At 71.2% G+C, this 19,299-nt stretch carries 14 protein-coding genes and 1 tRNA gene; 5 read left to right on the top strand and 10 right to left on the bottom strand.

From position 1 onward, the window contains the following. Positions 1-178: 178 nt before the first annotated feature. The gene (locus ACWFRJ_RS29505; RefSeq protein WP_453537661.1) at positions 179-1,348 is read right to left on the bottom strand and encodes a DUF2786 domain-containing protein; all 1,170 of its coding nucleotides are present in this window, start codon (positions 1,346-1,348) and stop codon (positions 179-181) included. Positions 1,349-1,440: 92 nt separating this feature from the next. Between ACWFRJ_RS29505 and ACWFRJ_RS29500 the strand changes: the two genes are divergently transcribed. From ACWFRJ_RS29500 to ACWFRJ_RS29490, 3 genes are all read left to right on the top strand, one after another. Then, positions 1,441-2,238 carry an ABC transporter ATP-binding protein gene (locus tag ACWFRJ_RS29500; protein WP_453537381.1) on the top strand — a complete coding sequence of 266 codons (798 nt, stop codon included), beginning with the start codon at positions 1,441-1,443 and terminating at the stop codon, positions 2,236-2,238. Then, positions 2,238-4,412, top strand: coding sequence for an FtsX-like permease family protein (locus tag ACWFRJ_RS29495; RefSeq protein WP_453537378.1), 2,175 nt, complete (start codon positions 2,238-2,240; stop codon positions 4,410-4,412). Before ACWFRJ_RS29500 ends, ACWFRJ_RS29495 begins: the two co-directional genes overlap by 1 nt. 172 nt (positions 4,413-4,584) lie before the next feature. Next, a complete protein-coding gene (locus ACWFRJ_RS29490; protein WP_453537375.1) occupies positions 4,585-6,312 on the top strand; it encodes a bifunctional 3'-5' exonuclease/DNA polymerase in 1,728 nt (575 codons plus the stop codon). 45 nt (positions 6,313-6,357) lie between these two features. Here the strand turns inward: ACWFRJ_RS29490 and ACWFRJ_RS29485 are convergent, their stop codons facing one another. The 4 genes from ACWFRJ_RS29485 to ACWFRJ_RS29470 all read right to left on the bottom strand — a co-directional run bounded on the left by ACWFRJ_RS29485 (position 6,358) and on the right by ACWFRJ_RS29470 (position 13,912). Continuing rightward, positions 6,358-9,912, bottom strand: a complete 3,555-nt coding sequence (locus ACWFRJ_RS29485; RefSeq protein ID WP_453537372.1) for a BTAD domain-containing putative transcriptional regulator — start codon at positions 9,910-9,912, stop codon at positions 6,358-6,360. 475 nt (positions 9,913-10,387) lie between these two features. Beyond that, complete coding sequence (locus ACWFRJ_RS29480) at positions 10,388-12,532, bottom strand: ATP-binding protein (RefSeq protein WP_453537369.1); 2,145 nt, start codon at positions 12,530-12,532, stop codon at positions 10,388-10,390. Next, positions 12,522-13,403 carry a response regulator transcription factor gene (locus ACWFRJ_RS29475; RefSeq protein ID WP_453537367.1) on the bottom strand — a complete coding sequence of 294 codons (882 nt, stop codon included), beginning with the start codon at positions 13,401-13,403 and terminating at the stop codon, positions 12,522-12,524. The genes ACWFRJ_RS29480 and ACWFRJ_RS29475 overlap by 11 nt, the downstream gene beginning before the upstream one ends. A gap of 86 nt (positions 13,404-13,489) precedes the next feature. Continuing rightward, positions 13,490-13,912, bottom strand: a complete 423-nt coding sequence (locus ACWFRJ_RS29470; protein ID WP_453537365.1) for a hypothetical protein — start codon at positions 13,910-13,912, stop codon at positions 13,490-13,492. Positions 13,913-14,077: 165 nt separating this feature from the next. On the opposite strand from ACWFRJ_RS29470, the gene ACWFRJ_RS29465 reads away from it, so the two are divergent. Continuing rightward, positions 14,078-14,569: a hypothetical protein gene (locus tag ACWFRJ_RS29465; protein WP_453537363.1), complete on the top strand. Its 492-nt coding sequence runs from the start codon at positions 14,078-14,080 to the stop codon at positions 14,567-14,569. Positions 14,570-14,624: 55 nt separating this feature from the next. On the opposite strand, the gene ACWFRJ_RS29460 is transcribed toward ACWFRJ_RS29465, so the two are convergent. Further along, entirely contained in the window at positions 14,625-15,218 is a 594-nt protein-coding gene (locus ACWFRJ_RS29460) for a TetR/AcrR family transcriptional regulator (protein WP_453537360.1), read from the bottom strand. Between the two features lie 88 nt (positions 15,219-15,306). Between ACWFRJ_RS29460 and ACWFRJ_RS29455 the strand changes: the two genes are divergently transcribed. Beyond that, positions 15,307-15,915, top strand: a complete 609-nt coding sequence (locus ACWFRJ_RS29455) for an LppU/SCO3897 family protein (RefSeq protein ID WP_453537357.1) — start codon at positions 15,307-15,309, stop codon at positions 15,913-15,915. A 29-nt stretch (positions 15,916-15,944) separates the two neighbouring features. On the opposite strand, the gene ACWFRJ_RS29450 is transcribed toward ACWFRJ_RS29455, so the two are convergent. The 4 genes from ACWFRJ_RS29450 to ACWFRJ_RS29435 form a co-directional block, all read right to left on the bottom strand. Then, entirely contained in the window at positions 15,945-17,021 is a 1,077-nt protein-coding gene (locus ACWFRJ_RS29450) for a LacI family DNA-binding transcriptional regulator (RefSeq protein WP_453537354.1), read from the bottom strand. Positions 17,022-17,135: 114 nt separating this feature from the next. Continuing rightward, entirely contained in the window at positions 17,136-17,453 is a 318-nt protein-coding gene (locus ACWFRJ_RS29445; RefSeq protein ID WP_453537351.1) for a hypothetical protein, read from the bottom strand. A gap of 117 nt (positions 17,454-17,570) precedes the next feature. Then, a tRNA-Thr gene (locus ACWFRJ_RS29440) sits at positions 17,571-17,644 on the bottom strand. A 101-nt stretch (positions 17,645-17,745) separates the two neighbouring features. After that, the gene (locus ACWFRJ_RS29435) at positions 17,746-19,293 is read right to left on the bottom strand and encodes an alpha/beta hydrolase (RefSeq protein ID WP_453537348.1); all 1,548 of its coding nucleotides are present in this window, start codon (positions 19,291-19,293) and stop codon (positions 17,746-17,748) included. Positions 19,294-19,299: the final 6 nt, after the last annotated feature.

Raw genomic sequence — 19,299 nt, 5'->3', positions numbered from 1 at the left:
GTCCCTGCCGGTGCGGGGGCGCCTGTCCCCTCCCTGCCTGGCCGCCCACAAGCCGACCCGGGGCAATCGGGCGGGTGGGCGGGAAGGGCTTGTTCGTTCAGGTAAGACTGCGGGGTAACGGGCGGGTGGGCGGGAAAGGTCCGTTCGGCCAGGCGGCACCCCGGGCCACCCGCACGCCCTAGGCGAGCCGCCGCCGCCCCGCCCGCACCTGCGCCTCATCCGCCGCCGCGGTCCCATGGGCCCAGCCCTCATGGTCGGTGACGCCCCGCACCCGCGTAGTGGTCGTCTCCGGAAACATCCGCTCGGCATGGGAAGTGACGGCCACATCCCGGGCAGCGAGGACGGGCAACAGCTCCCCCGCGTCCGGGGACCCCACGGCGACATCCTCCGCCGCCGCGGCGAGACGCGTCCCGAGACGATTCGCATACGCCAGCAGGAACGCCTGCCGAAACGTCTTCGTACGCTTCCGGCCCCCCGCCCGCTGCCCGGCCTCCGCCTTCGTCATCGCAGCCGTCCCCTGCACGAGGAGAGAGGTGTGGAGAAGCTCGACCACTTCCAGGTCGGGCTCGAAGCCGACGACGGTCGAGAAGCCGTACGCCTCGTTCCACACCGCGCGGCAGCGATTCGCGGTGGCCACCGCGTCCAGGAGGATCGCCTTCGCCGTCTCGTACGGGGCGTCCACGCCGATACGGCAGGCCCCCGGAGTGTCCTTGGCATGCGTACGGGACGCGAGCAGGGCCTCATCGATGGTGTGCCTGGCCATCAGCTCCTGCGCCTTGGCGGTGAGCGCCTCCGCCTCCTCGGGAAACCCGGTGGCCTCGGCCTTCGCCAGGAGGGCACGGATACGGGTGAGGATGCGGGGCTCCTCGTGGCCGGGAGGCGGCGGCGCGTGGAGCGGGGTGCCGGGGGCGGGACCCACCGGCTCGATCGAGGGGAGGCGCAGAAGAAGACGGTAGAGGGCGAGGGCGGCGGTGGCCTGGGAGAAGCGATCCGACTTCGGACGGCTGTCCTGGCAGGGACCGAACTCGGCGAGCTGCGCCTGCCAACGCGGCGGGAGAGTATCCCCGTACCGCCCGGTCTGCGTCGTGATCACCTCGGCGGCCAACCGCACCACCAGAACCCGGTCGACCCCGTGGGCGGTGTCGTCCTGGGCGCGGCCGACCATGCGTATGACGTCCGCGGGCTGCCAGCCCCGCTCCCACGCGCGGGCAACCAGTTCCTCGCCCCTGCGCCACAGCTCCGCGTCGGTCTCCGGGGCAGCCGCGAGGAGGGACGCGCCGGTGTCGAGCCCCTCGTCGCCGGCCGCGTACAACGCTGCCGCGAACGCCTTGTCGATCACCTCGGTCACCGGATCCATACGTCAAGGGTATGGCTGGCCCTACCCCCAGGACGCCCCCCAGTGGTCGTGCCCGGCGGGGCGGCGGACGGTTGGGTTGAGACATGGACTCAGCCACAGACTCAACTGCCGTACGACTCACCGCCGTCCGCCGCGCCTACCGCGATGTGACCGCCCTCGACGGCGTCGACCTCGCGATACGCGCCGGGACCTTCACCGCGATCATGGGGCCGTCCGGATCCGGCAAGTCGACGCTGCTGCAGTGCGCCGCGGGTCTCGACCGGCCGACCTCCGGAACGGTCGAGGTGGGCGGAACGGAGCTGACGGGGCTGAGCGAGCGGCGGCTGACCCTGCTCCGCAGGGACCGCATCGGCTTCGTCTTCCAGTCCTTCAACCTCCTCCCGTCACTGACCGCCGCCCAGAATGTCGCCCTGCCGCTACGGCTCGCGGGGCGCAGACCGTCGCGTACGGAGGTGCGCGACGCGTTGGCCCGGGTGGGCCTCGCCGACCGTTCCCGGCACCGGCCGGGGGAGCTCTCGGGCGGTCAGCAGCAGCGGGTGGCACTGGCGCGGGCGCTGGTCACACGCCCCGCGGTCCTCTTCGGCGACGAGCCGACCGGCGCGCTCGATACGACGACCAGTCGCGAAGTGCTGCTGCTCTTGAGGGAGTTGGTCGACACCGAAGGGCAGACCACGGTGATGGTCACGCATGATCCCGTGGCGGCGTCGTACGCGGACCGGGTGGTGTTCCTGGTGGACGGTCGGGTGGCCGACGAGTTGCTCGCGCCGGATGCGGGGGAGGTGGCCCGGCGAATGGCGGGCCTGGAGCAGCCGGGCCCCGTGACTGCGGGCACAGGCGCGGGCGCGGGTGCCGGTTCGATGATCGGCGCGGGTGGCCGGTGATGTTCCTCGCCTCCCTCCGTACCCGCTGGGCCGGCCTGCTCGGCGCGTTCGTCGCTGTCGCGCTCGGCGTGGCGCTGACCGCCGCGATGGGGCTCGGGCTCGCCTCGACATTCAGCGCGCCGGAGCGGGAACCCGTGCGGTTCGCCGACTCCGCCGTGGTCGTTATGGGGCAGAACACCCTGACTGTCCCGGTAGAACGAGGCCCGAACACAGGCCATGTGACCAAGCCGCTCATTCATCCACACCCTGTGGATATCGAACTTCTGCGCGAGCTTCGACGCCTCGGCCCTGTCCGACTGGACGGGGTGAAGAGAGATGCGGTGGGCGTGGACGCTCCGGCCGATGAGGTGCGGGAGACCGTCGGGACGCGAGCCCGTGTCCTCACCGGAGGTGACCGGCGGCTGGCCGATCCGGAGCCGGGTCAGGACGCGGAGGCGTTGGTGGCGGTGAACTCGTTCCTGGGGACGGCGGGCGGGGTGTCCGCGTTCGTCTCCGTATTCGTCACCGCTTCCACCTTCGCCTTCGTGGTGGCGCTGCGGCGGCGGGAGTTCGGGCTGCTCCGACTGGCAGGAGCGACACCCGGGCAGGTGCGCAGGATGCTGCTCGCGGAGGCGCTCGCGGTCGGGGTCGTGGCCTCCGGGGCGGGGTGTGCGCTGGGGGCATGGGGTGCGCCGGTGCTTGCCCGGATCCTTGTGGACGCCGAGATCGCACCGGAGTGGTTCGGGATCGGCGGGGCCGTGTGGCCGTACCATCTCGCCTTCTGGGTCGGGGTGTTGGTCGCCTTCTCGGGTGCGTGGACCGCTTCCCGGCGGGCGGGGCGCGTGGGTCCCGTCGAGGCGCTGCGGGACGCGTCCGTCGACACCGGCGTCATGCCGTGGAGCCGGCGGATCGTCGGGGGCGCGCTCCTGGCGGCGGGGATCGGGCTGCTCGGCTTGACCCTGTGGACCGATCCGGCCGCGCTGATGAAGCGGAAGACGTACACCACCCAGCCGATGATCCTGATCACCGCACTCGCCGCACTCACTCCCCTTCTCGTACGTCCCGTACTGCGTGCCGTCCGTCTTCCCGGCGCCGTCGGTCTCCTGGTCCGCGAGAACTCCGCCGCGTCGGTGCGGCGCACCGCGGCCGTCGCCGCGCCGGTCCTGGTGACGGTGGCGCTCGCGGGCTCGCTGCTCGGCTCGGCGGAGACGTCGGGACAGGCGCGGGCGGCGGAGGCGAGGGAACGTACAAGGGCCGAACTGGTCCTGACCGGCGAGGACTTGAGCCCTCTCGGACAGCTCAGGTCGGTGGACGGGGTGGCGGTGGCCGCTTCATCGGCGTCGACGGCCGTGTTCGTACGGGAGGAGGGCTCGGCGCTGGTCCGCTCGGAAGCACGGGCGGTGAGTGATCCGGCGGCGTTCGCCTCTGTGTCGCGGCTTCCGGTGGTGGCGGGGGACGTACGTGACCTCGACGACCGGTCGATCGTCGTCAACGAGGAGTGGGAGCGGCGGCGGGTGGGTGAGCGGGTCGATGTGTGGCTCGGGGACGGCAGGCCCGCGCGGCTGAGGATCGTCGCGGTGCTCGCGCGGGGGACGGGGGACAACGGGGCGTACGTGACGGCGGCGAACGCGGGGGTGGGGTCGGTGACCGCGCCGGTGGACCGTATCGACGTGGGGCTGCGGGCGGGGGCGGACCGGGACGAGGTGGCGGGAGCGCTGCGAGAGCGTGCGCGTGGAGGCGAGGGTGCGGGGGAGGATGCGGGCGAGGGGCGTGTTCGGGTGCGGTCGGCGGAGGAGTGGCTTGCGGACACACACCCGGCGACGAAGCCGCAGACACGGCTGGGGCTGCTGGTACTGCTGGGTATAGCCCTCATCTACACGGCCATCTCCCTGGCCGGAACCCTGCTGATGGCGACATCGGTACGGGGCCCTGAGCTGCGGTCGCTCCGGATGGCAGGGGCCACGCGGCGGCAGGTGCGGATGGTGATCGCCGGGGAGTCGCTCCTTGCGGTGGGGGTGGGCGCGGTACTGGGCCTGGCGGTCACGCTGCTCAACCTGGGCACTCTGAGCGCGGGCTTGGCACGGCTGTCGGCACCGGCGGGATTGGTGGTTCCGTGGGGGATGGTGGGGCTGGCTGCGGGGATCTGCGCGGTGGTCGGCGTGGGGTCGGGACTGCTGGGGGCACGACGCCACTGAGGCCACTCCTCCCTTCTGTACTGAGGCCCCTTCCTTCTTTACTGAGGCCCCTTCTCCCTTCCTTTCCGTACGGCTCCCATCCCCTTCCGTACGGCTCCCCCACTCCCACCCCCACCCCACCCCCGCAAAGCCTTCCGCGGAATTGTCAGTGGTGGCTGCGAGACTCACTCACATGACAGAGAGGTGGGCCCTCGCCCCCACCGAGACCGGCGGCGCCACCCTCGCCCCCCTCGGAGAAGACGGCCTGCCCTCAGGACCGACCCTGCACGAGCCGGACCTCGCCGGAGCCGTGCGCGCGAGACCCGGCACGAGCCGCTGGGTCTGGCGCTCCACCGCCGAGATCTACCCCGCACTGCTCACGGCGGGCGTCCGCGTGGAGCGTTGCTACGACATCGAGGACGCCGAGCTCCTCCTCCTCGGTCACGAGGGCCGCCTGGGCGAACCCCGCTCGGCCGCGGCCGCCTGGGCCCGGCTGCACAACGCCCCCGTACCGAACGACCCTCCCCCCAGAGCGGCAGCTCCCGGCGCCCAGGACTCCCTCTTCGAGCCCTCCCCCGTGACGTCCCTGCCCTTCGACGCCCTCCTGGAGGTGTACGCGGCGCAGCAGCGAAGACACGGGGCCGCCGAGCACCCCGGCAGGATGCGGCTGCTCACGGCGGCCGAGTCGGCCGGGATGCTGGTGGCCGCCGAGATGAACGTGGCGGGCCTGCCCTGGCGCGCCGACGTCCACCACGCCCTGCTCACCGAGCTCCTCGGCGAGCGGTATGCGGGCGGCGGCAGGAACGCGGGAGCGGCCGAGCCCCGCCGCCTCGCCGAGCTCGCCGACGAGATCTCCGCCGCCTTCGGCCGCCGCGTCCGCCCCGACCTGCCCAACGACGTCATCAAGGCCTTCGCGCAGGCCGGCATCAGGGTCAAGTCCACCCGGCGCTGGGAGCTCGAGGAGATCGACCACCCCGCCGTGCGGCCCCTCATCGAGTACAAGAAGCTGTATCGGATCTGGACGGCGCACGGCTGGAGCTGGCTCCAGGACTGGGTGCGTGACGGCCGCTTCAGGCCCGAGTACACCCCGGGCGGCACCGTCAGCGGCCGCTGGACGACGAACGGGGGCGGCGCGCTGCAGATCCCCAAGATCATCCGGCGTGCGGTCGTCGCCGACCCCGGCTGGCGGCTCGTCGTCGCCGACGCCGACCAGATGGAGCCGCGCGTCCTCGCCGCGATCTCCCGCGACCGGGGCCTGATGGAAGTGGCCGGGAGCCACGAGGACCTCTACACCCGCCTCTCGGACCGCGCGTTCTCCGGCGACCGCGACCACGCCAAGATCGCACTCCTCGGCGCCGTGTACGGGCAGACCTCGGGCGACGGCCTGAAGAACCTGGCGGCACTGCGCCGCAGATTCCCCGCCGCCGTCGCGTACGTCGACGACGCGGCGAAGGCGGGCGAGGACGGCAGACTCGTACGGACCTGGCTGGGTCGTACGAGCCCTCCGGCGGCCGGAGCGGGAGACTTCGACGAGGCGGGCATCCCGCAGGACGACCCGGCCGATCTCGCGTCCCCGTCCCCGTCCCAGGACGGCGAGTTCACTCCGGGGTACGCCTCCTCCAACACCCGTGCCCGCGGCCGCTTCACCCGCAACTTCGTCGTGCAGGGCAGCGCGGCCGACTGGGCCCTGCTGATGCTGGCCGCGCTGCGCCAGTCCATCGCCGCGGCCGGACTCCGCGCCGAGCTGGTCTTCTTCCAGCACGACGAGGTCATCGTGCACTGCCCGCAGGAGGAGGCGGAGACGGTCACGGCGGCGATCCGCGCGGCCGGGGACCTGGCGGGGCGCATAACGTTCGGCGAGACGCCGGTGCGTTTCCCGTTCACCGTCGCCGTGGTGGAGTGCTACGCGGACGCGAAGTAGCCCTCGCGCAAGCCTGGTTCAGCCCGCTCGGTCCGCTCGGCCTGCTCAGCCCGCCAGCAGGCCCTTCAGCTCGTCGACCACTTCGCTGCTGTCCGTACCGTCCAGCGCCGCGAGGGCCGACCTCCACTGCGCGTACGCCTCCTCGGCGCGCCCCTCCGCGTACAGCAGGAGGCCGCGCTGGTGACGGGCCAGGCCCGCCATGTGGGCGTCGGCCCGCTGCTCCGCGCGCTCAAGAAGGTCGGCGCACTCGCGTTCCGCGTCCTGCGTCCGGCACACCTCGCGCAGGGCGCGGACCATGCCGAGCCGCACCTTCGACTCGTTGTGCCAGTCCTCGGCCTCACCGTGGATGCGCAGGCTTTCCTCGAAGTGCGTGAGTGCGATGTCCGGTTCGTCGAGGAGGAGGTAGGCGTGGCCGAGGTCGCAGTGGGCTTCCTGCCGGACTCCGGCGTGCGCGAGGGACTCGCCGATCTCCAGGCTCCGCTCGTAGTAGTCGATGGCGGTGCGCGCGTCGGTGTGCTCGTAGATGTTGCCGAGGTGGCTGAGGGCGAACGCCTCGCTCAAGGGGTCGCCCAGGGTTTTGGCCAGTTCGAGGCTCTGCCACAGCCCCTCGACGGACTCCTCGTAGCGGCCGAGTGCTTCGAGGAGGAGGCTGCGGTTGAGGACGGCGCGGTGGACGAACGACGTGAGGTCGAGCCGGCGCCACAGTTCAAGGGCCTCGTCGATGAGGGCGAGCGCCGCGCCACTGCGCCCCGACACATAGTTGAGGCCCGCGAGGTCGGTGAGGGCCTGCGCCTCGGCCGCGGTGTCGTTCCAGCGGCGGGCGGCGGTCACCGCGAGGCGGTTCAGGCGGTCCGCCTCGGTGAGCCGGCCACGGCGCTTGAGGTACGAGAAGAAGCAGCGGACCAGCACGGGCAGGAGCACGGATTCGCGGCCGTGGCGGTCGGCGAGCGCGATGACGTTGGAGAGTTCCGTGTCGCCCCAGGCGAAGGCGTCATCGGTGGACATCGGCGGTACGGCGGGGATCGGGAAGCTTTCGGCGGGGATCGGGGAGCCCTCGACGGGGATCGGGGAGCCCTCGGCGGGAATGGGGGAGCTGCCGTCCGCGGTGTGCCGGGGAGGCAGCCGGTCATCGACTCCCATCAGCCGGTCGTCGCGGTCCAGGCCCTCCGGCATGATCGCCATCACGGTCTGCCGAGCCGACTCCGCGTACCACTGGAGCGCGGATTCCACGGCGTCCGCCGCCCGCGCCCCGTCCTGGTGGGCCGCCTCACGCGCGAAGTCACGTACGAGATCGTGCGGGGCGTAGCGGCCGTAGGCCGTCTCGTCGAGGAGCGCGACATCGACGAGCCGGTCGAGCGCGGCCCCCGCACGCCACTCCTCCACACCCAACAGCCGGGCGATGAGAGGGACTCCGTACGCCGGAAGATCAAGGGCGCCGATCGCGGCGAGGGCGGCAGCCGCGTCCCGGTCGGACTCGCGCTCCGCCGTACGCAGCGAATCCAGGGCCACTGCCAGCGAGCGCCGCACGCTCAAGTCGTCGTGCTCCAGGTGGTGCAGGCGTCCGCCGCTGACGGTGAGGAGTTCGGCAAGGGCGTCCGGGGTGAGCGCGCGGCGGGCGGCGAGGCGGGCCGCGATGATCCGCAGGGCCAGCGGGAGGCGCCCCGCGAGTTCGACCAACGGGTGCCCCGCGTCGAGCCCAGAACGCCCGGACACGGCTCGCAGCAGGGCGATGCTGTCACCCTCGGAGAGCGGCTCCAGCGGGAAACGCCCCGCCCCGTCGAGCGCGGTGAGCGGGGAACGGCTGGTGACGATGACCGTACAGCCGGGCCCCGCGGGCAGCAGCGGGCGCACCTGCGCGGCGGTCGCCGCGTCGTCGAGGACAAGGAGGGTGCGGGTGGGCGCGAGCAGCGAGCGGAGCAACGCGGCTGCCGCGTCCGGGTGTTCGGGGCTGTGACCCGACTCGACCCCGAGGTCCCGGAGCAGGGCGGCGAGGGCCTGGGCGGGCGTGAGGGGCGTCATCCCCGGGGTGGCCCCGCGCAGATTGATGTAGAGCTGCCCGTCGGGGAAGTACTCACGCAGCCGGTGCGCGACGTGCAGGGCGAGCGCGCTCTTCCCCACGCCCGCCATGCCGGACAGGACGGCGACGGGCGGCCCGGCACCGGGCACTTGCTCGTACGCGCCGCCAATGCCACCGCCAATGCCACCGACGCCGCCGCTCTGCCATGTGAGGAGTCGCACCAAGGAGCGCACGACTTCTTCGCGGCCCGTGAAGTGGGGTGGGGAGGGCGGAAGTTGAGCGGGCCGGGTGGAGGAGGAAGCAGATGCGGAAGCGAAAACGGAAGCAGAAGCAGAAGCTGCTGGTCCGGATCCAGAGGAAGAGAGCGACGCCCGTTCCGCCGAGGCGCCGGAGTCGGGACCCGCCACCTCACCCTCTGCCCCGAAGTCCACCGAGGCGGCCGCATCGAACTCACCCGAACCGACCCCAGCCGCCCCGCGCCCACCCGAGCCGATCCCGCCCACCCGGTGCCCGCCCGAACTGACCCCGCCTACCCCGTGCCCGCCCGAACCGACCCCAGCCACCCCATGCCCACCCGAGCCGATCCCACCCGCATCGACTCGTCCCGAACCGAGCCCTCCCACGCCACGCCCGCCCCGCCCAACTCCCACGCCAGGCCCGCCCCGCTCAACTCCCCTGCCACGTCCCCCCGAACCGACCCCACCCCCATCGCCATCCGCATCCCGATCCCCATCCGCATCCCCATCCCCATCGAATCGATCCGGGCCGAGCCCAGCGGCGGTACCGGGACCGGCCGCCGAGCGGAGTCCCCCCAAAGCCGCGCCCGCGGGCTCCTGCAGCACCTCACGATGTGCCTCCCGCACCGAAGAACCCGGCTCCACGCCCAGCTCCTCCACCAGCCGACGCCGCAGCTCGCGGTGGACGGCGAGGGCCTCCGCCTGGCGGCCCGAGCGGTGCAGCACCAGCATCAGCTGGCGGTGGAAGGCCTCACGCAAGGGATATTCGGCGACCAGCTCCGCCAGCTCGGGCACGAGCCCTCCGCCACCGGCCCCGGTCGCCAGTTCCGCGTCGTACCGCAGCTCGAGGGCGAGGAGCCGCGCCTCCTCGAGGCGCGGTACGAGGGCGTGGCCCGCCGCGTCGGCGGGGAGCCCGCCCAGCGGAGTTCCGCGCCACAGGGCGAGCGCGGCGGACGCGGCGTCCACGCAGACACCCCAGTCGCGTTCCACGTGCGCGACCCGCGCCTGCGCGACCAACTGTTCGAAGACCCGTACGTCGAGCTCGCCGTCGGCCACCCGAAGCCGATATCCCGGAGGTACGGCCCGCAGCCGTTCCGGATCGTCGAGGAGCCGGCGAAGACGCGTCACGTGGTTCTGCAGCGAGGCGTGCGCGGACGCAGGCGGGGTAGCGCCCCACAGCGCGTCCTTGAGGGCGTCGACGGAGACCACCCGACCCGGTTCGAGCAGCAGCGCGGCCAGCAGGGCGCGCCCCTTGGCGCTCTGTACGGGCTGCGGCTCGCCCTCGGCGTCGTACACCGCAGGCGCGCCCAGGAGTCCGAACCGCAATCCGTCGAACCGCACGTCCACGCCATCTCCCGCCAACCGTTGGCCTCATGTTAGCGATCGGTTGGCGGCCTCTGATGGGATGAATCCATCGGGCCCGGCCCCGCCGGTACTCGCGCTCAGCGCGTAACTCGGGGGAGTGTCACCGTTGCGGTCGGGCCCGCTCAGTTTCTGCGATGAACTCTCAACTTCCCGACGGGGTGGGGAAGTTGAGAGTCTCGCGGAATCATGGCCACTGCGCGTGAGGCACCGTACGCACGCGGGAAGCGCCACCCCACGGACCCCGGCCACATGCGTCGGCCTCCGGATTCCGGCACGAGGTGTTCACCGATCACGCACGATCTGCCCACGATTGGCACACATCGCCGAATCCCTCGGTGACGCCAACCGGCCATTCCTACGGGTAACACCAACAGGCAACGCCACCACGCAGCACCAGGCACCCCCGCGCACCACCAGACAGCACCAGGCACCCCCACGCAGCACCAGGCCCCGTCCATCATTCCGACGGCACCCGCACCGTGAAGACCGCCCCTTCCCCGGGCGTGCTCCGCGCCGTCACCGTCCCGCCGTGCCCCTCCACCAGCTGCCGGACGATCGCGAGGCCGAGACCGCTGCCGCCGGTCGCCCGCGTGCGCGACTTGTCGGCGCGCCAGAAGCGGTCGAAGACGTGCGGCAGATCATCGGGCGCGATGCCGGTACCGGTGTCGGCGACCTCCACCACCACCGCGTCGAGCGTGGCGCGGCAGCTGATCGTGACGCTGCCGCCCTCCGGGGTGTGCCGGATCGCGTTGGAGACCAGGTTGCCGATCGCCTGGCGGAGCCGGAGCGGATCGGCGGTGAAGCAGGGGTCGCCGAGCGTCGTCGCGCTCAGCCGTACGCCCGCAGCCTCCGCGCCCGCCTGGTGCCCCGCCGCGACCTGATCCACGATGTCGGAAGCGTGCACGGGCTCGCGGTGCAGCCGGAGCGTACCGGCGTCGGCAGCGGCAAGGTCCTGTAGGTCATTGACGATGTGCTGGAGCAGAAGCGCCTCTTCGAGGAGCGAGGTGACGAGCTCCGGGTCGGTGTCGACCACGCCGTCCTCGGCCGCCTCCAGCCAGCCGCGGATGTTGGACAGCGGCGTACGCAGTTCGTGCGCGACGTCGCTCACCATGGCCTGACGCTGATCCTCCAGGGCCTTGCGGTGGGCGGCCATGTCGTTGAATGCCTCGGCGAGCTGGCGGATCTCACCGGCGGAACCAGCCGACCGCGCCGTGACGGGTTCGGCCGCCTCGCCCGTCTTCATCCGCTGAGTCGCGGCGGTCAGCGCCCGCAGGGGGCGGGTCAGCCGGGTCGCGGCGAAGGCGGTCACGGCGACCGTCACCGCGAGGATGCCCGCGGAGAGGCCCGCGAGCCGGACCGTATTGGCCCCGGAGAGGCTGAACTTCGAACTCTCCACCGCGCGGGCCATCGCGGTGCGCGAACCGTCGGAGCTGGTGACGAAGAGGAGCGCGGGCTCGGAGACGTACAACCCGAGCTGCTCGCGGCGGGCACTGCCCACGCAGGCGGCGGTCTTGGTGTCGTACTCCCGGCCGGCGCGGCTGACACCGCCCGACGGCACGGCGGGGGGACCCGATTCCGAGGGGGTGACCGTAGACGCGTCCGGCGCGTCCGGCGTGTCCGGCGTCTCCGGCGCGTCCGGCCCCTCGGGAGCGCGGGCAGCATCGTCCGGCTCGGTGGGAGGGAAGGCGTCGCCCTGGCCGCCCGACACCGGGTCGGGCAGGCCAGAATCGCCGGGGTCGCCGGAGTCGCCGGAGTCGCCGGAGTCGGCAGGGATGTAGCGGCCGGAAGGCCGGTCGAACACTCCCACCGACTGCCACCACGTCAGATCGAGCCCGACCTTGACGGGCGGGGCGTCCCCGCGCCGCAGGCAGGCGTTGGTGAGCTTGTTGAGCCGCTCGAGCGCTTTGCTCTCGGTACGGGTGGGCATGTCGAGCTGGTAACTGTGGCAGGTCGAGTCGAGGAACCGGGACGGGTCGTTGGGGGCGTCGACGCGAGGACGCCCACCGGGCCCTTGCACGACCCGGGCGGAAACCCCGAGGCCGTGCATGCAGTCCACGACGCTCGCGGCGGCCTTCCCCAGCTCTCCGCGCTCCCCCGCCGGCAACCGGAAGGGACCGACCGCGCGCGGGTCGATACGGTCCTGCCCCCCGGTCTCGGCGTTCGCGTTCCCCGCACCGGCGGTCAGCGCCCCGTCGACGGCGAGCGGATCGACGACGGCCGAGGCTTTGGCAGGCAGATCAGCCGCAACTATCCCTTTACCGCCCTTACTTACTTTCTCACCCTTATCGCCCTTGCTCCGCGAGTCGGCGATGACGACACGCTTCTGTGTGGTCAGGGTGATACGCCGTCCGGTCTTCCGGGCAAGCTCCCGCACGGTCTCGTCGGCACCCTGCCACCCGGGCGCACTGGCCCCGAGGCCCAGCAACTCGTCGTAGACACGGGCGTCATCGGCAAGCACCTGTCCCTGCTCCTGCCGGATCGCGCCGGACGTGGTCTGCGCGGCAAGCCAGGCGGTGGCGGCGATCGAGACCACGGAGACGAGCACGGAGACGGCGAGCAGCCGGGGCAGCAGGCTCTTGCGGAACGGTATGTCACGCGCCATGTCGCGCCGCCGCCCCCAGGGCCGCGCCGGTGGATGCGCCGGTGGATGCGCCGATGGAGCCGCCGATGGGTCCGCCGGTGGGCGCGCCGATGGCCGCACCCGTGAGCTTGTATCCGACGCCGAAGACCGTCACGAGATGGCGTGGCCTGCGCGGATCGTCCTCGATCTTCTTGCGCAGATTGAGGACATGTACGTCGACGGTGCGCACCGATATGTATCCGGACGACCCGTGGATACGGTCCAGGAGCTGGGGCCGCGTGAACACCCGCTCAGGCTCCGCCGCGAGCGCCGCGAGCAGGTCGAACTCCCCCGGCGTGCACTCGACGAGCCGCCCGTCGACGGTCACCTCGTGCCGCACGGGATCGACGGCGATCCCACCCGCCCGCAGCACACGCGACACGGCTTCGGCACCCTCGACGACCGGGTGGTACGTGCCCTGGGCGCGCCGCAGCAGCGTACGGACGCGGGCCATCAGCTCGCGCGGACTGTACGGCTTCGTCAGATAGTCGTCGGCGCCGAGATCGAGGCCGAGCAGCAGATCGTCCTCGGTCGTACGAGCGGTCAGCATCAGAATCGGAATGGCGGCCACGGGACTGGGCCCGCCCCCGTTCCCGCTGCCGCCCCCGTTCCCGCTGCCGCTGCTACCGCCGCCCCCATTCCCGCCCCGCAGGACGCGAGTGACGCCGAGCCCGTCGACGCGCGGCATCATCACGTCGAGCACGAGCAGGTCCGGGGGCCTGCGCCGCACCTCGTCGATCGCGGCACGCCCGTCATGGACGACGGCGACCGTGTGGCCCTCACGCTCCAGATAGCGGCGGACCAGCTCGGCCTGTTTCTCGTCATCCTCCGCGACCAGGACAAAAGCGCACATGGCGATGAGCATAAGCGGGGCGGGCCTGCCCGAACTGAATACGAACAGCGGCCTGACAGGATCCTCATAAGTCCCCGCGAGACTGCCTACGCCTCGTGCGGCCCGTCGTACGGACCGTCGTACGGCACGACGACAACCTGGAACTCGTCCTCATAGACAACGCGCCCAGGATCCGACGACCGCACCACCCGGCACTCGATGTCGTGCGCGTCCAGGATCTCCAGATACCCGGGGATGCGGTCGATCAGGTGAGTGGCGGTGACCTTGAACCAGGCCACGGCGCCGGGCGTGATGTCGTGGTCGTAGACAGCGGGGTCGACCTTCGACGGGATCGGATACGCGGTGTCGTACCAGTCGTTGTTGGCACGCCGGAACCGCTCCTGCTCCGGCGTCAACTTCCCTTCCCTCGCAAGCCCGTTGACGAGAACGAACACGCCGGGGAAGTGCCCGCGCTCATGGCGGACGGGCGACTCGTAACGAACGTATGCGGCAACACTCTCAGCACTCATCGCGGCATCCTCGCACCCCCACCACGGACGCCACGAGGGGCCTCTCCCCCTCCCCACACCCTCACGCACCCGCACCCGCAGCGCACCCGAGCCCGCAGGGGACCCCGCAACCCATACGGCCGCCCCACCTCGCGCCGACCGTCGATCCCCCCGAAGGTGGTCCGCATGACCCGTACCCGTACCCGCGCCCGCACCCATGCCGCCGCCAGATTCGCCACCGCCGCAGCCGCCACCGCCCTACTGGCCCTCACCACCACCGCCTGCTCGGACAGTGACGTGGACAAGGCCAAGGACAGGGCCGCCTCCGCGACGGCCAAGGCGGGCGAAGCCGTGTCATCCGCCACGGAGGCCGCAGCCTCCAAGATGGCCGAGGTGAAGGACGGAGTGGACGCGAAGGCCGACGTGAAGGTCGACGGCCCCACCAAGTCCGACGACAACCGGGCTACGGCGAAGATCACGGCCACCAACAGCACGGACAAGAAGGCGGACTACGCCATCTCCGTCAACTTCCGCGACGGCGACGGCAACCTCCTGGACACGGTCGTCCTCAACATCAACGACACGGACCCGGACCGGTCGAAGTCCGGCACGGCCCGCAGCAACAGAAACCTCTCCGGCACCCCGAAGGCAGAGATCGGCAAGGCACTACGCCACTGACCGCCCCGCCCGACGCACGACCCACGACGCACGACCCACCCCCCACGCCCCGTCCTCAGGGAACGAGCGAGCGCAAGATCCTCTCGGGCAGAACCCGCGCGGCCTGATCGAGATCGACGTCGTCGAAGCCGGAGAGCCAGCGGCGCGCGGTCGCGACGACGGGCCCAAGGACCAGCGCCTCGATCAAGGGCATGGGCAGCGGGGCGACCTCACCCGAGTCGACGTGCCGCTGCATCCAGTCGGTCATCGAGGACAGCCTTGCCTCCTGCGTGTCACGAAGCTGCCGGGCCTGAGCCATCCCGAGCCGGTCGGCGTACGAGGAGTGCAGGAGCCGGGCGGCGTCCGGGTTCTCCTGGATGAACTTCAGGTAGGCCCGCACAAGGGCGCGGACGCCGGTCCGGGCCGTACGAGAACGCTCGACGGAAGCGGCGAGGTCAGCGAAGAGGCGCCCGAGCCAGCGCAGCAACAGGGCGTTCATGAGGCCGTCGACGCTGCCGAAGTGGTGATAGAGGCTGCCGAGGCTGACACCGCTGGTCTTGGTGAGGGCGCCGACGGTGACGCCCTGCTCTCCGGAGTCGGCGTAGACCTGGAGCGCGGCGTCCAGCAGCCGGTCGGCGGTCTCGGCGCCGCGTTGTTGCTTGGGGCTCATGGTGCAACCAGCGTAGAGCACGCAATTTCTAGAACAACTTTCTAGAAAACCACTCCCCTAAAACAACCGGCTGAACCATACTGCCCACGTGCCCGAACCCATATACCCGACGTCACCTAATCCCCCCACACCACCAACACGCCCCACGCCCCGTCCCGGCGCCAGCGCCCGCGGCCGCGGCTGCCTGGTGACCCTCGGCGCCGTAGGAGCCGTGATCATCGGCATCCTGCTCCTGAACCAGGGAGATGACGACAGCGACAGCGCCGCCCCAGCCCCGTCAACGAGCCAGGGCTCGTACACCCCGTACACGGACGCGCCGAACACGAACGACCCCTACACAAGCGCCCCGCCCGCCGAGGACACCGCCGACACCGACGACCCGTACGCCACCGGAACGGCCCCCGTAGACACCCCCACGAGCGAGGCCCCCACCCCCTTCTCGTCGGGCACCTGCCTCAACGGCACGCTGCCGGACTCCACGACCGCGCAGGAGGTCGACGACGTGGATGAGGTGTCCTGCTCGGCGGCCGACGCCCACTACGAGGTCATCGAGACGATCCCCATGACGTCAGACATGAGCCGCTGCGACGGCAACCCCAAGACGCAGTACGCCTTCTCGTACCGCTACACCCTCAACGGCTCGGCCATCAACGAGTACGTCTACTGCCTGGTCGGCCTCGGCTCATACGCACGCTGAACAAGACCCCACAAGCCAGTTCAGGCGGATCAGGCCGACTCCCGCACGACCAGCCGTACCGGAGTGACCACCGACGACAACGGAAGGCCACCGTCCCGCGCCGCGGGCTCACCCGTTGTTGCCGCTGGCTCCCCCGATGTCGTCGACTTGAACAACAGCTGCGCCATCAGGCGCCCCATGCCCTCGATGTCCTGGTGCACCGTGGTCAGCGGCGGCTCCGTCACTTCGGCGATGGTCGCGAGATCGTCGAAGCCGACGACTGCGACGTCCTCGGGTATACGCCGCCCGCGTTCTCGCAACGTGCGCAGAGCACCGGCGGCCATGAGATCCGAAGCGACGAAGACCGCGTCAAGGTCGGGACACCGGTCGAGGAGCACGGACATGGCATCGGCGCCGCCCCGCAGCGTGAAGTCGCCCTCGGCGATGAACTGGGGCGGGTTGTCGCGAAGTACATCCCGATAGCCGTCGAGGCGGTCGATGGCGGAGGCCTGGTTGAGCGGGCCGGTGATGGTCCCGATACGTCGGCGTCCCCTCCCCACGAGATACCGGACGGCTTCCCTGGCTCCGTCACGGTTGTCGGCATCGACGTACGTGTAACTGCGACTGCCGCGATGGCCGGAGTCAACGCCCGCCCGCCCTCCGAAGACAGCGGGCAGGCCCATGCGCTCGACCATGGCGGGCAGCGGATCGTCGGTGCGCAGCGAGAACAGCAGGGCGCCGTCGACGTGGCCGCCGCCCAGGAAGTTCCCGACGCGCGGATAGTCGTCCGGCTCCTCGATGAACAACAGCACCGGCTGCGCCCCTTGCAGGACGAGCTCCTGTCGGATGCCTCGGAGCAGGCAGTCGAAATACGGGTCCACGAAGAGCCGGTTCTGCGGTTCGGTGACCACGACGGCGACGGCGTTGTTGCGACGCGTGACCAGGCTTCGAGCGGCCTGATTCGGTACGTATCCGAGCTCGTCCACGGCCTGTCGGACACGTTCCGCGACCGTGGCCCGCACTCGGGGCTCCCCGTTGATCACACGGGACACGGTGGACTTGGACACCCCGGCCCGCTGCGCCACGTCTTCAAGAGTGGCGCGATATCCGTTCGACCGTTCCGTCAACGCCGTCTCCGATTCGCGCAGTTGATCAGGCGCAGAACACGTTAGCCGCCGAAGGCCGGTAGAAGGGGTGCAATACCTCTTGCCGCCGCTCACCGCCCGCCGGAGTCAGGCACGTCAGGCCCCGCCCGCCGCCCCGCCCGTCTCCTCGGTGTCCGCGCCCCCGGCACGACGACGCCCCAGCAAGGCGGTCCCCGCGATCACCAGCCCGATGGCGACGACCTTGGCGGCCTGGTAGTACCCCATCGCCATCTCGTCCGGAGTACCGGGCAGCCGGAAGAAGACCCACACGGCCGCGAGCCCCCCAAAGACGATCAGCCCAACGGCCCCCCACGCCCCAAGGTCCTCCCACCAGGGCCCAGGCCCGTAACCCCGCTCGTCGTTCTGCTCGACGCCCTTGTCGGTCACGGTCTGCTCCCCTGTACGTGTAGTCACGATCAAGAGGAAAGACGCAGGCCCGGCACGACCGGTTCAACAACCGGAACGTTCACCACCCACCCACCAAAAGCAAAAGCCCCAGGTCACGGCGAGTGAGTCCTGGGGCTTCTACAGGGCCGCCTTCGGGATTCGAACCCGAGACCTACGCATTACGAGTGCGTTGCTCTGGCCAGCTGAGCTAAGGCGGCACGCGTTCCGCACCTATGGTGCGATCAGCAGCGACGCCAAGTCTACACAGTTTCCGGGGGTGCTCCGTACACCCCCGGTGTACGGAGCACCGGGGCCCGCGTCACCCCTGTGAGCAGCGCTTTCCGTCGTCCGGGGCCTTGCCTTCCAGCAGGTACGCGTTGATCGCCGAGTCCACGCACTTGCTGCCACGGCCGTACGCCGTGTGCCCGTCTCCCTCGTACGTGAGCAGCTTGCCGGAGGAGAGCTGGTCGGCGAGGGACTCGGCCCAGCGGTAGGGGGTGGCCGGGTCGCGTGTGGTGCCGACCACGACGATCGGGGCCGCGCCGTCCGCCTCGATGCGGTGCGCCTCACCCGTCGCCTTCTCCGGCCAGTACGCGCAGTTCAGCGAGGCCCAGGCCAGGCCCTCGCCGAAGACCGGGGAGGCCTTCTCGAAGTCCGGGAGCGACTTCTTCACCTCGTCCGCCGAAGCGAAGGCGGGGGGCAGGTCCAGGCAGTTGACGGCGGCGTTGGCGAACATGAGGTTCGCGTACGTTCCGTCGCCGTCGCGCTCGTAGTAGCTGTCGGAGAGGGCGAGGAGGCCCGCGCCGTCCTTTTCCTTGATCGCGGCGGTCAGCGCCGTGCGCAGCTGGGGCCAGGCAGCCTCGTCGTACATCGCGGCGATCACGCCCGTCGTGGCGAGCGCCTCGCCCAGCTTGCGGCCGTCGGAGTCGCCCGCGGCGATCGGCGTGCGGTCCAGGTCGTCGAAGAGAGACTTGAGGCGCTTGCCCGCGTCCGCCTCGCTCTCCGTGCCCAGGGGGCATTCCGCCCGGCCCACGCAGTCCTTCGCGAACGACTGGAACGCCGTCTCGAAGCCCTCCGTCTGGTCTCGGTTCATCCGGCGGGCCGGCAGGGACGGGTCCATCGCGCCGTCCAGGACGAGGCGGCCGACGCGGTCGGGGTAGAGCCCGGCGTACGTCGCCCCCAGGAACGTGCCGTACGAGGCGCCCACGTAGGTCAGCTTCTCGTCGCCGAGCGCCGCGCGCAGGATGTCCATGTCACGGGCCGCCTCGACCGTGGAGACATGCGGAAGGACCTCAGCGGAATGCTTCTCGCAGCCCGCCGCGAACTTCTTGAAGGAGTCCGAGAGTTCGGTGGTCTCGCGCTGGTCGTCCGGTGTGATGTCCGTCTGCGTGTACGCGTCCATCTGCTTGCCGTCGAGGCAGGTGACGGGCTCGCTGCGGGCCACGCCACGCGGGTCGACCGCGGCCATGTCGTACTGGGCACGGACCTTCTCGGGGTACCCGAGGGCCGCGTACGTCTGGAGGTAGCCGATCGCCGAGCCGCCGGGGCCGCCCGGGTTGACCAGGAGCGAGCCCAGGCGCTTGCCGGGCCCTGTGGCCTTCTTCCGGGAGACGGCGAGCTTGATGGCCTTGCCGTCCGGCTTCGCGTAGTCCAGGGGCGCCTTCATCGTGGAGCACTCGAAGCCGGGGACGCCGCACTCGCGCCAGTTCAGCTTCTGTCCGTAGTACGGGGCCAGCTCCGCCGGGGTCGCACGGGGCAGCGCCGCCATGGACACATCCGCCGTCGTGCTCCCGGCGGAGCAGCCGGAGATGAGCAGTCCGGCGGCCAGGAACGCGGTCGCGGGGGTGCGGAGTCCTCTGATGCGCATCACGTG

This window comes from Streptomyces sp. NPDC055239 (assembly GCF_053606205.1).
This window is presented reverse-complemented; position numbering and strand designations above follow the sequence as displayed.